Source organism: Porphyromonas sp. COT-108 OH1349 (assembly GCF_000768755.1).
Taxonomy (GTDB): domain Bacteria; phylum Bacteroidota; class Bacteroidia; order Bacteroidales; family Porphyromonadaceae; genus Porphyromonas_A; species Porphyromonas_A canoris.
Map to the genome: position 1 here is coordinate 69,337 of NZ_JRAH01000031.1, position 13,918 is coordinate 83,254.

The 13,918-nt window shown below is 44.0% G+C and carries 8 protein-coding genes; 7 read left to right on the top strand and 1 reads right to left on the bottom strand.

The features are described 5' to 3' along the window. Positions 1-236: 236 nt before the first annotated feature. The 7 genes from JT26_RS06935 to JT26_RS06965 all read left to right on the top strand — a co-directional run bounded on the left by JT26_RS06935 (position 237) and on the right by JT26_RS06965 (position 10,754). Entirely contained in the window at positions 237-2,231 is a 1,995-nt protein-coding gene (locus tag JT26_RS06935; protein WP_036848087.1) for a urocanate hydratase, read from the top strand. A gap of 50 nt (positions 2,232-2,281) precedes the next feature. Then, positions 2,282-3,187: a glutamate formimidoyltransferase gene (gene ftcD, locus JT26_RS06940; RefSeq protein ID WP_036848090.1), complete on the top strand. Its 906-nt coding sequence runs from the start codon at positions 2,282-2,284 to the stop codon at positions 3,185-3,187. A gap of 3 nt (positions 3,188-3,190) precedes the next feature. Continuing rightward, positions 3,191-4,450 (top strand): imidazolonepropionase, encoded by a 1,260-nt coding sequence (hutI, locus tag JT26_RS06945; protein WP_036848093.1) that lies wholly within the window; start codon positions 3,191-3,193, stop codon positions 4,448-4,450. Positions 4,451-4,490: 40 nt separating this feature from the next. After that, positions 4,491-5,117, top strand: a complete 627-nt coding sequence (locus tag JT26_RS06950) for a cyclodeaminase/cyclohydrolase family protein (RefSeq protein WP_036848096.1) — start codon at positions 4,491-4,493, stop codon at positions 5,115-5,117. 26 nt (positions 5,118-5,143) lie between these two features. Continuing rightward, entirely contained in the window at positions 5,144-6,643 is a 1,500-nt protein-coding gene (gene hutH / locus JT26_RS06955) for a histidine ammonia-lyase (RefSeq protein WP_036848099.1), read from the top strand. Between the two features lie 186 nt (positions 6,644-6,829). Next, positions 6,830-10,330 (top strand): leucine-rich repeat domain-containing protein, encoded by a 3,501-nt coding sequence (locus JT26_RS10230; RefSeq protein ID WP_052110416.1) that lies wholly within the window; start codon positions 6,830-6,832, stop codon positions 10,328-10,330. 1 nt (position 10,331) lies between these two features. Then, the gene (locus JT26_RS06965; RefSeq protein ID WP_036791224.1) at positions 10,332-10,754 is read left to right on the top strand and encodes a hypothetical protein; all 423 of its coding nucleotides are present in this window, start codon (positions 10,332-10,334) and stop codon (positions 10,752-10,754) included. A gap of 1,019 nt (positions 10,755-11,773) precedes the next feature. Here the strand turns inward: JT26_RS06965 and JT26_RS06975 are convergent. After that, a complete protein-coding gene (locus JT26_RS06975; protein WP_036848104.1) occupies positions 11,774-13,894 on the bottom strand; it encodes a M3 family metallopeptidase in 2,121 nt (706 codons plus the stop codon). Between the last annotated feature and the right edge of the window lie 24 nt (positions 13,895-13,918).

Consider the following 13,918-nt stretch of genomic DNA (forward strand, 5'->3'; position numbering starts at 1 on the left):
AGTATCCCAATACCAATCTATGGGTAATTTTTCCGCTGTTTCCACTGAAACATTACCATTCTTCAAGAAAGAAGAAAAAAGGCTTTTGAGTAGCAGGTCTTCGGTATCCCTTTCTTTTGTAAGGGTGCTATATTTTTCGTATCTTGCGAGACATTTTTGAGATCCCATTTACCCCATAAAGAGCGGATCTTGTACTTGTAAAATTGGAACAAATCACATATAACCTAATACATAATATGGATGCCAAAATTTTTACGTTAGAGGCTTCTCTGCCTCAATATCCGACTTTTGAAAAAGGCATTCGTCGAGCTCCGGACCGTGGTTACCGCCTGACTCCTGCTCAGACGAGAGTGGCACTTCAAAATGCTTTAAGATATATTCCCGTAGAACTTCATGAAAAACTTGCTCCGGAATTTCTGGAAGAGTTGAAGACCAGAGGTAAAATTTATGGATATCGTTTCCGTCCACAGGGAGATCTGAAAGCAAAATCTGTAGATGAGTATAAAGGAAAATGCTTGGAAGGGAAGGCTTTCCAAGTGATGATAGATAATAATCTCTGTTTTGATGTTGCGCTGTATCCATACGAACTTGTTACCTACGGAGAGACAGGACAAGTCTGCCAAAACTGGATGCAGTACCGCCTCATCATGAAATATCTTGAGGAACTCACCCAAGACCAAACACTGGTCATCGAGAGTGGGCATCCTCTTGGATTGTTTGCATCCAAGCCGGATGCTCCGCGTGTAATCATTACCAACTCGATGATGATCGGATTGTTCGATAACATCAAAGATTGGGAAATTGCAGCACAAATGGGTGTGGCAAACTACGGACAGATGACAGCCGGAGGATGGATGTATATAGGTCCTCAAGGTATTGTACATGGTACCTTCAACACACTTTTGAATGCAGGTCGCCAACGTCTCAACATCCCGACAGGAGGCAATCTTGCAGGAAAACTCTTTATCTCTTCCGGATTGGGAGGCATGAGTGGAGCTCAACCGAAAGCTGCTGACATTGCAGGAGCAGTATCCATCACGGCAGAAGTGGACTATTCACGTATCATTACACGCCACTCTCAAGGATGGGTTAAATATATTGCTCACTCCATACAAGAAGCATTTGAGATCGCACGAAAGGGCATCGAAAGCAAAGAGCCTACCTCTATTGCGTTCCATGGAAATATCGTAGATCTGTTGGAGTATGCTCTTAAAGAGAACATACATATAGATCTGCTTTCCGACCAAACCAGCTGTCATGCCGTGTATGAAGGAGGATATTGCCCGGTGGAACTCTCTTTTGAAGAGCGCACAAAACTTCTAAAAGAAGATCGGGATGCCTTTGCCGCTGCGGTGGATAGAAGCCTAAGACGCCACTATGAAGTGATCAAAGGATTGGTGGCAAAGGGCACATACTTCTTCGACTATGGTAATGCGTTCATGAAAGCAATCTACGACAGCGGAGTGCAAGAGATCTCCAAAAACGGCATTGACGATAAAGACGGCTTTATATGGCCAAGCTATGTTGAAGATATAATGGGTCCGGAGCTGTTCGACTATGGTTATGGCCCGTTCCGTTGGGTATGTCTGTCCGGAAAAGAAGAAGATCTTCGTGCAACAGACCACGCTGCCATGGAGTGTATAAATCCGGATCGCAGAGAGCAAGACCGAGACAACTATATTTGGATACGAGATGCAGAAAAGAATGCTCTTGTAGTTGGGACAAAGGCTCGTATCCTCTATCAGGATGCGGTAGGCAGACAGCAGATAGCTTTACGCTTCAATCAGATGGTGCGTGAAGGCAAAGTCGGTCCTATCATGTTGGGACGAGATCACCACGATACTGCCGGAACAGACTCTCCTTTCCGTGAGACATCGAACATCAAAGATGGTTCAAACGTGATGGCAGACATGGCAGTGCAGTGCTTTGCAGGGAATGCAGCTCGTGGTATGAGCCTTATCGCTCTTCACAATGGTGGTGGCGTTGGTATCGGTAAAAGTATCAACGGCGGATTTGGTATGGTCTTGGACGGTTCCGAACGTGTCGACACCATTCTCCGCACAGCAATGTTGTGGGACGTTATGGGCGGTGTAGCCAGACGTTCATGGGCTCGAAACGAGAATGCCATGAATACCTCCGAAGAGTTCAACCGCACACATGCCGGAGAGGGATACCATATCACCATTCCTTATCTTGTTGATGATACTCTCCTCGACAATCTTCTGAAATAAAACCTATAAAACTAAATACAAACAATTTTCACATTCAACCACAATTTAAGATGGCAACTGTAAAAAGACTTATGGAGTGCGTGCCTAACTTCAGTGAAGGTCGCAACAAAGAGATTATAGAAAAGATTGTTCAACCATTCCGTGCTACGGATGGTGTCAGACTTCTTGATTATAGCAGCGATGAGGATCACAATCGCACGGTAGTTACCGTTGTTGGAGATCCCGAACCTCTAAAAGCTGCTGTTTTGGAAGCAATTGGGATAGCTCAACAACATATAGACCTTACAAAACATGAAGGACAACACCCTCGTATGGGTGCTGTGGATGTTGTGCCGTTCATTCCTATCAAAAATGTCACCGTGGACGATGCCATAGCTCTATCCAAAGAGGTAGGAGCGGAAATAGCAAGCCGCTACAACATCCCTGTATTCCTTTATGAAAAGTCTGCCTCTGCACCTCATAGAGAAAACCTTGCAGCTATCCGTAAGGGCGAGTTTGAAGGAATGGCAGAAAAGATCAAACAAGAAGAGTGGAAGCCTGACTTTGGTCCGGCAGAACGTCACCCAACCAGCGGAACAGTAGCCGTAGGTGCACGTATGCCTCTTGTTGCGTACAATGTAAACCTCAACACTTCCGATCTTGAGATTGCATCTGCCATCGCAAAGAAGGTTCGCTTCATCGGCGGGGGGCTTCGTTTCTGTAAGGCAATGGGTGTAGAGCTCACAGAAAGAGGCATCACTCAAGTCTCCATGAACCTCACCGACTACACAAAGACTGCCGTTTACCGTGCACACGAAATGGTACGCATGGAAGCTCGCAGATATGGTGTGGAGATCGTAGGTGCTGAGATTGTAGGTCTTGTACCTATGGCTGCTCTTATAGATGTGGCAGAGTACTATCTTGGTCTTGAGCAGTTCTCTATCGACCAGATATTGGAAAACAAAATAATGGAATAAACGATGAAACCCATCGGCAATATTTTTATCAAGAACATTGCTCAGATTGTAACCTGCGAGGGAAACAAGGCAAAGCGAGGAGCGCAAGAGATGAATGCCATCGGTGTCATCGAAGGTCCTGCTGCCATCATAGCTCGCGACGGCATCGTAACATACGTTGGCAGCATGGCGGGTGTCTCCGAAGAGGAGACCCGTGGCTGTCATGAAGTAGATGCTTCGGGGTGTTGCATCCTTCCCGGATTTGTCGATAGCCATACCCATCTTGTCTTTGGTGGGTATAGAGAAGACGAGTTTCAGTGGAGACTTGCAGGAGACAGCTATATGAGTATCATGGAGCGCGGTGGTGGTATTGCCAGCACTATGCGAGCCACTCGCAATGCGACCATTGAAGAGCTTACCGCTTCCGGCAGATCGCATCTCGATGCCATGCTCAGACAAGGTGTTACCACTGTAGAAGCCAAGAGCGGCTACGGTATGGACCTGGAGACAGAGATCCGTCAGCTTGAAGCCGTAGCAGAGTTGGAGCGTACACATCCTATATCTCTCTACTCCACATTCATGGGAGCACACGATACTCCCCCTGAATACAAAGGAAAAGAGATGGAGTTTATCCACTTCCTGCTCGACAAGGTCATGCCTGTGGTAAAAGAACGCAACCTTGCAGAGTGTTGCGACATCTTCACAGAAAAAGGAGTATTCGATCACGAACAGACGCGTGTACTGCTCAATGGAGCCAAGAAGATGGGCTTTGCGGTAAAGATGCACGCCGATGAGATTGTACCTTTTGGAGGAGCGGAAGTTGCTGCAGAGCTGGGATGCTTGTCGGCAGACCACCTGCTTCAAATCTCGGATAAAGGTATTGCCGCAATGGCAGACAGCAACACCGTAGCCACCGTACTGCCTTGTACGGCATTCTCCTTGAAAGCAGAGTATGCACCAGCCCGCAAGATGATAGATGCCGGCTGTGCTGTGGCAATGGCTTCAGACCTCAATCCGGGCAGCTGTTTCTCCTCTTCCGTTCCTCTTATGATCGCTCTTGCCACCATATACATGAATATGACAGTAGAGGAAGCCATTACCGCTCTTACCATCAATGGTGCTGCGGCAATAGGTCGTGCCGATCAAGTGGGCAGTATTCAGGTAGGCAAGCAAGCCGACATGGCTATCATCCGCTTCCCCTCATACAAGTTCCTCTCCTACCACTTCGGTATGAATCTGGTACGAGACACCATCAAGAGTGGTGTTCGTTACCCTGTAATCTGATTTCTATACAAAACTCAAACTAATTTATTCCCCTAAGACAATGCTTAAAGACTTAAACATACAAGAATTTATACTTGAAACCGCAGGTTCGGAACCTGTACCCGGAGGTGGCAGTATCTCTGCTCTGAATGGTGCCATAGCAGGTGCACTCGCTCAGATGGTTGCCAATCTCACCATTGGCAAGAAGCGTTATGTGGATGTAGAAGAGGAGATGAAAGAGTTGGCTGTCAAGGCTGAAGCTCTTCGCCAAGAACTCATTGCAGACATCGACAGAGACAGCGACGCTTACCGCTTGGTATTTGAAGCATTCAAGCTTCCTAAGGAAACAGACGAAGAGAAAGCCTATCGTACCGAACAGATACAGGAGCGTACCAAACTTGCAGCCAATATCCCGATGGCGGTGGCAAGACGTGCATACGAACTGCTAACCCTCGCCGAGACTGTCGTGGCAAAGGGTAACAACAATGCGATTACCGATGGTTGTGTGGCAATGATGTGTGCTCGTACCGCAGTCTTGGGCGCACTCCTCAATGTTCGTATCAACCTCACCTCTATCACCGATCAGGAGTTTGTGCGTACTTTAGCAGAAGAAGCAGATCGCTTGGAAGCCGATGCCATCGCAAGAGAGAAGGTCATCTTCGAGAAAACAAAGGTATCTCTACAATAATAGAGATACAGACAACCCCATTTGTTATGGAAAGAAAGATTATTGTAGGCGGTGCAGACCTTACCATCGAGCAGTTGGAGGAGTTCATCCTCTACCCTCATGTGGTGGAGTTGGCACCGGAAGCCATTCAGAAGATAGAGCATTGTCGGGAGTATCTCGACCGAAAGGTTGCCACTTCAGACCGTCCGTTGTATGGTATCACTACCGGATTTGGCTCTCTTTGTAACAGAAGCATCTCTTCCGAAGACCTTACCACGCTGCAAGAAAACCTCATCAAGAGCCACGCCTGCAGTACAGGGAAAGAGGTCAAAAAAGAGATCGTCCGCCTGATGATGCTTCTTAAAGCACACGCACTATCCTTCGGGCATAGTGGCGTGCAGCTTTGTACGGTAGAGTGGATCGTGGAGATGCTCAACAAAGACATCACTCCGGTCGTATTCGACAGAGGTTCTCTCGGCGCATCCGGCGACCTCGCTCCCCTTGCCAACCTCTTCTTGCCGATGATCGGATACGGAGAAGTGTTCTACAAAGGCGCAAGAGTACCGGCGAAAGAAGCACTGGCAGAGGCAGGTATCGCCCTTGTTACGCTCAAAAGTAAGGAAGGACTCGCCCTGCTCAATGGTACGCAGTTCATGTCTTCCCATGGAGTCTATGCCCTCATACAGGCAAAAAAGATTCTCACCATGGCTACCGGTATAGCGGCTCTATCTCTTGAAGGATTCAACGGACTGGATGCTCCTTTCACGGAAGAGCTGCACACCATCCGCAACCATAAGGGACAAGTGGAGATCGCACGCCACATGAGAAAGATTCTCGAAGGCAGCACTCACATCCGTGAGCCGAAACCATACGTGCAAGATCCGTACTCTTTCCGCTGTATTCCTCAAGTACACGGAGCATCATACGATGCCATCGCACACGTTCGCCGTGTTGTGGAAGAGGAGATCAATGGCGTAACGGACAACCCGACCATATTCCCCGATCAGGATATGATCCTTTCGGGAGGCAACTTCCATGGTCAGCCGTTGGCTATCGTATACGACTTCCTTGCTCTTGCACTTGCCGAGCTGGGAAATATCTCCGAACGCCGTGTGGCTCAACTCATCTTCGGTCTGCGCGATCTGCCCGAATTTCTTGTGGCAAAGCCGGGGCTCAACTCCGGTTTCATGATTCCTCAATACGCCGCAGCCTCTATGGTGAGTCAGAACAAGATGTACTGCTTCAACGCTGCATCCGACTCCATCGTCAGCTCGAACAATCAAGAAGATCACGTCTCCATGGGTGCCAATGCAGCCACAAAGCTTCTACCGCTCATAGACAACCTCTATCGCATCTTCGGTATAGAGCTTATGAATGCGGCACAAGCCTTTGAGTTCCGCCGTCCGGCTACTACTTCCCCTGTTCTCGAAGCTCTTCTCAAAGAGTTCCGTACCGTAGTACCGAGAGTGGAAGATGACGTTGTGATGTACCAACAGATAGAAGATGCTTATCGCTTCGTTCAGACCTATCCCTTCATCGCAATGTAATTTCGCATTCAGATATACCGACTTTCATACTTCAGCGTCCGCATCTTTCGAGATTGCGGACGCTGTTTTTATTATCCGTTTTGCTATCACAAACTTATCCATTAAAACAGTCTTAACTTCTCTTATTATTTACTACCTTTAGCTCTACATTTTATTACAACGTTATCTTCCCCTTTATATCTCAATATGGATAGAACATACAAACCGGACTCAATCCTTGAACTTGAAAAAGAGTATGGCATTACGCTTGAAAACATGACCGGTCTTAGGGTTAATCAAAAACAGAACAGATACTTTCAACTAAATGAAAAGGAAGAAGTTATATCTCTATGTGTCAGAGGAGAGAAAACAAAAGAGATTAAAAAGATGGATTTATTTCCGTCTTTAATGATTTTAGATCTTTCTTATAATCAGATTGGTACTCTTGAAGGGCTCGCTAAACTTGTGAACCTAGAATACTTGTATCTTTCTTACAATCATATTAGCACTCTTGAAAATCTCTCTAAGCTTGTAAGCTTAAAATCCCTAGACCTTTCTAACAATCAAATTAGTACTCTTCAAGGGCTTGCTAACCTTTCTAACCTTGAGAACTTAAAAACCCTATCCCTTTCTAACAATCAGATTANAGACCTTTCTAACAATCAAATTAGTACTCTTCAAGGGCTTGCTAACCTTTCTAACCTTGAGAACTTAAAAACCCTATCCCTTTCTAACAATCAGATTAATACTCTTGAAGGGCTTGCTAACCTTTCTAACCTTGTGAACTTAAAAAACCTATCCCTTTCTAGCAATCAGATTAGTAATCTTGATGGGCTCGCTAAGCTTGTAAACTTAGAAACTCTATCCCTTTCTAGCAATCAGATTAGTAATCTTGATGGGCTCGCTAAGCTTGTAAACTTAGAAACCCTATGGCTTAATAACAATCAGATTAGTAATCTTGATGGGCTTGCTAAGCTTGTAAACTTAAAAATGCTAGACCTTGATAACAATCAGATTAGTAATCTTGATGGGCTCGCTAAGCTTGTAAGCTTAAAATACCTAGACCTTTCTAACAATCAAATTAGTACTCTTCAAGGGCTTGCTAACCTTTCTAACCTTGAGAACTTAAAAACCCTATCCCTTTCTAACAATCAGATTANAGACCTTTCTAACAATCAAATTAGTACTCTTCAAGGGCTTGCTAACCTTTCTAACCTTGAGAACTTAAAAACCCTATCCCTTTCTAACAATCAGATTAGTAATCTTGATGAGCTTGCTAAGCTTGTAAACTTAGAAACCCTACGGCTTGATAACAATCAGATTAGTAATCTTGATGGGCTTGCTAAGCTTCAGAATTTAAATACGCTCAATATATCAAATAATAAGATAAGTGAGATTCCAGAATCTCTAGAAAAAATATTGATCCGGTTATCAAATCTTCGTATAGATGGGAATAGATTCTTGTATGATCGGGATATTATCTTAGATCCATATGGTAATCATAGTAATCATAGAGATGATATACTTAATTTGCTTGAAGAAGAAAGAGAAGAAAAAGAGGAATTCAAGTACCCATATAAAGTAATGTTGCTTGGAAATCATGGAGCGGGGAAGAGCACTTTTTTGAACTATTATGATCAGGAATATACACCAAATGGCAGTACTCATATTTTACAGATATTCAAATCCGAGAAGGAGGAGTTCCCCAAGATAAATTTTTATGACTTTGGAGGGCAAGACTATTACCATGGTATCTATCAAGTCTTCTTTTCCAATAATGCTCTAAATATGCTTTTTTGGTGTGATAAGACAGATCGAAACAAAAAAGAAAAAGATAGTGAAGGTATCAATATTCTGAACTTTAACAGAGCCTATTGGCTTTCTCAAATTCGATATGCCTCTCAGAGAAAAGAACTGTATCAGTCCAAAGTAGAAGAAGATACTTTTGTCATACAAACCCATGCAGATAATTCCAAGCAAAGAACAATAGAAAAAACAACGTCTCAAGTAATAGAACAGTTTTTTGTCTCTTTACCGGATACTAAGGAGAATAAAGACCTTAAAAGAGAAATAAGAGAATGGGAAGAAGGATATGACTATGCTCTTCGCTACTTGGAGTTTAGACTAAAAAGTGAAATAGGGAAAAGAGATACACAGAAACAGCATCCTGAAAGTCAAATAAAGTTGTATAAGAAAATACAAGATCTTCAAAAAGAAACTGAATATGATTGTAGAGAAATAAGAGAGCTCTTTCCTAATTATAAAGAGAGTCTCTTAAAAGCAAAACTTTACCAACTCTATAGAAAAGGAGAAATCCTTTATTACAGAGGGGATAGAGAACTTGAAGGTGTGGTGTGGCTAAACCCCACAAAAACAGTAAAACATATCCACTCCGTTCTCAGTAAGGATAGTATGAAGCAGATGAAAGGAATAGTGCCTAGAGCTGATATAAAAAAGGCTTTTGGGAAAGATCTTCTTTTGCTTCGCCTGCTTGAGATTGAAAAAGTGATTTTTTTCGACCGAAAGAAAGGAGTATATATTATCCCCGGTTATCTTCCTCTTGCTGAAGAGGACAAAGCATACAGCTGGCTTACTATTGGGTTCCTTGCTCCGAACTTTACACTTAAGTTTGAAAACTTTATTCCGTTTGGGCTTATCAATCAACTGATCTGCTACTATGGAAGTGGAGAAAATGAGCTAAAAAGATACTGGAGAGATCAACTCATCTTTACTCTAAGGGGAGAGTATATGGTTTGGATTGCTTTAGACTTTGAAAAACTTAAGATAGAGGTTTACATCAATCCTCTTCCTAAAGGAGAACAGACAAGAGTTGCAGAAATAGAAGAGGAGATTTTCTTGGATCTCTTCTGCTTCTATTGGGATAAAAGACCTTTACAAAAAGGCATAGAGTTCGAGACTCTCATATTTCCTCAAAGAGAACGAGAGCCTGAAAACAAGGAACAAAGAGATTTAAAAATTAGAAATAGAATAAAGCAGGAATTGAAATTAGAGCGCCAGAAAAATCCTATCCCCGATCTTTATATCTCTTGTTATGATCCCAAACTCAAGCCGGAAGGACAACTTTATGTTAAGTTTCAAAAGTTGGATGATCCGGAACAAACCAAGAGTACGATAACTGCATATCCTCTTACACAAGAAGGAGAAATAAATCGGGAAAAGGAGCTAAGAGTATCTACTAAAAGGTATAAACACTTCTCTATAAACCCGGATCTTAGGAGCGTTAAACGGATATTTATATCTTACTCTAAAAGTGATATTGATGACCTAAATGAGCTAAATAAGTTTTTGACCGATATGATAAGAGAGGAAAAAATAGAGGTGTACTATGACAAAACTACTACTCCGGGAGATCTTATACATGAAGTGATCAAAGAAAAAATCATAGAAGCAGACTATGTGATAGCCCTTGTGAGCCAGAATTATATCTCAACAGATTATATTAGAGATGTAGAACTTCCTCTTATAAAAGAGCATAATAAGCCTCTTATCCCTATCATCATAAAGCCCTGCACATGGACAATGAATGATATATCCAAGCATTATGCTGTACTCAAAGGGGCTGAAATAAGCTTTCCGGATTGGAATAAAGGCAGTAATCCCGACAACTACAATGCTTGCAGAAGTGAGAATTGGAGAAAAGCGGTAGAAGAACTAAACGAAAAGATATTCACCAACAAATACAACTAAAATGGGACGAGAAGAATACAAGAGACAACACTTGGAATTTATCCAAGGAGCGATCAACAGAATGGCAAGCAACTCTTTTCAGATAAAGGGTTTTACCGTTGCGGTAGTAGCCATCTTAGGATCTTTATATACAGCCAACAGGGAGTATTTCTGCATCCTTTCTGCCTTGCTTGCCACCATATTGTTTGCCCTGATAGATGCCTATTATCTACAATTGGAGAGAAAATACAGACAACTATACGATGAAAGCGTAGAGATGATGGATAACGACTCCCTCTCCTTAAAGGAGATCTACAACATGGATGTAAGCGAAATAAAAAAGTCTTACTGCAAAGCTCTGTTTTCCAGAAGCCTTTGCGTGCCTTATCTTCCGATATTGCTCCTTATTCTCATAGGTTGCTTGGCAAGCTGTCATTGTCTGTAAGGAGAGAGCACAAACAGCCATCCGCTTTTTGCCGCTCTCTTTGGTGAAAAAGAGGAGAGCGGATAGCGCAAAATAGAGGGGTTTATCTTGCCGAAACAGAGGGGTAAGATAAGCCTCTTTTGCCGTGAACTTTTATATAAAAATGGAAGCCCAAAAATCGGTAGAAATGAGGTCGGATTTGAAGCGAAATTGGGAAGAGAGTTTGGAGGAAAGCCGGTAAGAGATTTATAATAAGAGAGATACAAAAGAACGCGAATTTGGGAAAAATTTTTTCTCAGTCCGTTTCATGGGGCTTTTTCGCATTAATTGGTGTGAATTTTAACACCCGCACATGCAAACAAATCTTAATGCAATTTTGTGCCTCAAAACGGCAAAAAAGGGTCAAAAAGCCTAAAACGCTATCTATCAACACCATAAGCAGAATTTCTAAACACGTTAATCGAATCCGGTAAACGTATTAAATGAAATCGGTAAACGTGTTCATTGAAAAATTAAACACGTTAAGCCGAAAGAATATGCTCGTTTACCATTTTGGGTGAACCTGTATCAAAAATCGTGTTAATAAAACCGCCCGAATTTAACAGTTCGGTCGTGCTCTGAAAATGACCCCTCCGATCAAAATAGAGAGACCGAAAAAAGTGAGCATTTTTCGGTATGGAATATATAAAAACAGCCCTCCGGAGAGGGCTGTTTGGGGTGTAAAATTTCAGGGTTTATTGTTGCTCTTCCGAAGCAGAATTTCAAGAAGAGATTTTTGCATAGCTTCTCATCCACTGCGCTGCTTTTGAGCTTCGGACTTGCCCCCGTACCTGAGACGCTTTTCTCGTCCGCACTCCCTGCACTTTGCCTCTGAAACTCTCTGCAAAATCTCTTTAAGCAAAGTAGTTTTGCCACAACGATCCCTTTTCCAAAGGTCTTGAGAAGATTTCGGACACCGGATGACGGAAGCCATAAACAGCAGAGGCGACACCCGAAGATAGGATGCCGCCTCTGCCGTCTGTATGTAAGGCTCTGTGAGATTAGAGACCTTTGGCTCTTAGAAGAGCTTTAGAGTCCGGAGCTTCGAGTCCGGTAAGCTCTGTGAACTGCTTTTCCAAATCTTTGGTATTGCCAATAGAGACGATCAAGTCTCTGTACTTTTGTCCCAATTCTCTGCTAAGACCACCGTTTGCCGAGAAGAGGTCTCCGGTATTCACCGCCAACACTTCCGACCAGAGGTAAGAGTAGTATCCTGCTGCATATCCGCCGCCAAAGACATGACGGAAGTAGAGTGAGTGATAGCGTGGAGGCACTTGCTTGTTGTAGAGTTTAAGATTTGACAAGATCTCATCTTCTTTCTCCTTGATAGAGGTTATCTTTTCGGCACTTTCCGATGAAAGGATATGCCATCCCATGTCTACCAACACGGCACTCATGTTCTCTCCGAGAGAGTATGCGGAGTGGAAGTTTTCGGATTCTCTTACTTTCTTCTTAAGTTCGGCAGGCATCGGCTCACCGGTAGCGTAGTGTTTCGCAAAGTTGTCGAAGACAGCATCCACGGTGATGAAGTATTCGTTGAACTGAGAAGGGTATTCCACGAAGTCTCTGCTCACGGCTGTTCCAGAAAGTGTATTGTATTTACAGTTGGAGAGCATACCGTGTATGGCGTGTCCGAACTCGTGGAACATGGTTTCTACATCGTCTATGGAGAGAAGAGCCGGCTGTCCTTCGGCAGGTTTTGCATAGTTGCAAACATTGTAGATGATAGGCAGCTGACCGAAGTATGAACTCTGTTTTGCGAAAGCGTCCATCCATGCACCGCCTCTCTTAGAGTCTCTGCGGAAGAAGTCTGTATAGAATATCGCAAGGAGAGTACCGTCTGCATCCTTCACGTTGTACACCTTTACATCGGGATGATAAACCGGAAGGTCGTTGCGCTCCTCAAATGTAATGCCGAAGATTGCGTTTGCAGCGTAGAAAACACCATTGTTCAATACGTTGTTAAGCTCGAAATACTGCATCACTTCAGCCTCATCGAAGGCAAACTTTTCTCTCTTCATCTTGGCAGAGAAGTAGAATCTGTCGTATGGTTCAAGAGAGAAGTCGGCCCCTTCGGTCTTACGAGCGTAGGCTTCGATCTCGGCAGTCTCTGCGTTGATCTTAGGGATGTAAGGAATGATAAGGTCTTGGAAGAATGTGTAGACGTTTTGAGGCTCTTTTGCCATAGCGTCCTGCAATCTCCAGTCTGCAAATGTTCTGAAGCCTAAAAGCTCTGCTTTCTTGGCACGAAGACGGATGATCTCAAGGGCGATAGGCTCTGTGTTGAAGCCGCTATCGGGAGATGTTCTGGAGACAGAGGCTTCAAACAGTTTTCTGCGCACCTCTCTGTTGTCCAACGAAGCGAGAAGAGGTTGTTGTGTAGTATTGGAAACCACGAGGAAATATTTCTCTTTCCCTCCTGCTGCTTGTGCATCCGCTTCGGCTTGTTTGAGTTGGGCATCGGAAAGACCCGACAGCTCTTCTGCTGTGGCAACCCATACACCTGCGGCGTTGGTACCTTTCGTTACTTTCGACTCGAACTCTTGTTGGAGCGATGCAAGGCGGGTGTTAATCTTTTCCAACTCTGCCTTCTTGTCTGCTTCAAGGGCTGCACCTTCGCGCACGAAGCCGTCGTAGATCTCTTTCAGGAGCTTCTTGTCTTCTCCCTCCAAAGTTTCGTAAGAGTTTTCATACACGACACGGATGCGCTCGAAAAGCTTGTCGTTGAGGCTGATAAAGTTTTGATGCTCTGCAAGAAGAGGAGTTACCTCCTGCTCTATTGCCAAAATGCTGTCCGAGCTGTTGGCGTTGGCAAGAGCGAAGAAGACGTTGGATGTGCGGCGCAGCACCGCTCCGGAACGCTCGTATGCAAGGATGGTGTTCTCGAAAGAGGGAGCTTCGCTGCTGTTGACGATGCTTTCGATCTCCTCTCTCTGCTGTTCCATACCTGCCTTGAATGCAGGCATATAGTGGCGGTTGTAGATTTTGTCAAACTCCGGAGCACCCTGTTCCAATGTGCTTCCGGCTACAAGAGGATTATCTTTCACGGATTCCGATTGTTTCTTTTCGCAGGCAGTGGCAAGAACCACCAGTGCTGCAAGGCTGAGTAATAATTTTTTCATACTGAAAGTTGAGTTTGTATTATC

What these genes read in the sequence shown, in the direction of transcription:
- JT26_RS06935 (WP_036848087.1), top strand. Translation starts at nt 237, where the DNA reads ATGGATGCCAAAATTTTTACGTTAGAGGCTTCTCTGCCTCAATATCCG.
- ftcD (WP_036848090.1), top strand. Translation starts at nt 2,282, where the DNA reads ATGGCAACTGTAAAAAGACTTATGGAGTGCGTGCCTAACTTCAGTGAA.
- hutI (WP_036848093.1), top strand. Translation starts at nt 3,191, where the DNA reads ATGAAACCCATCGGCAATATTTTTATCAAGAACATTGCTCAGATTGTA.
- JT26_RS06950 (WP_036848096.1), top strand. Translation starts at nt 4,491, where the DNA reads ATGCTTAAAGACTTAAACATACAAGAATTTATACTTGAAACCGCAGGT.
- hutH (WP_036848099.1), top strand. Translation starts at nt 5,144, where the DNA reads ATGGAAAGAAAGATTATTGTAGGCGGTGCAGACCTTACCATCGAGCAG.
- JT26_RS06965 (WP_036791224.1), top strand. Translation starts at nt 10,332, where the DNA reads ATGGGACGAGAAGAATACAAGAGACAACACTTGGAATTTATCCAAGGA.
- JT26_RS06975 (WP_036848104.1), bottom strand. Translation starts at nt 13,894, where the DNA reads ATGAAAAAATTATTACTCAGCCTTGCAGCACTGGTGGTTCTTGCCACT.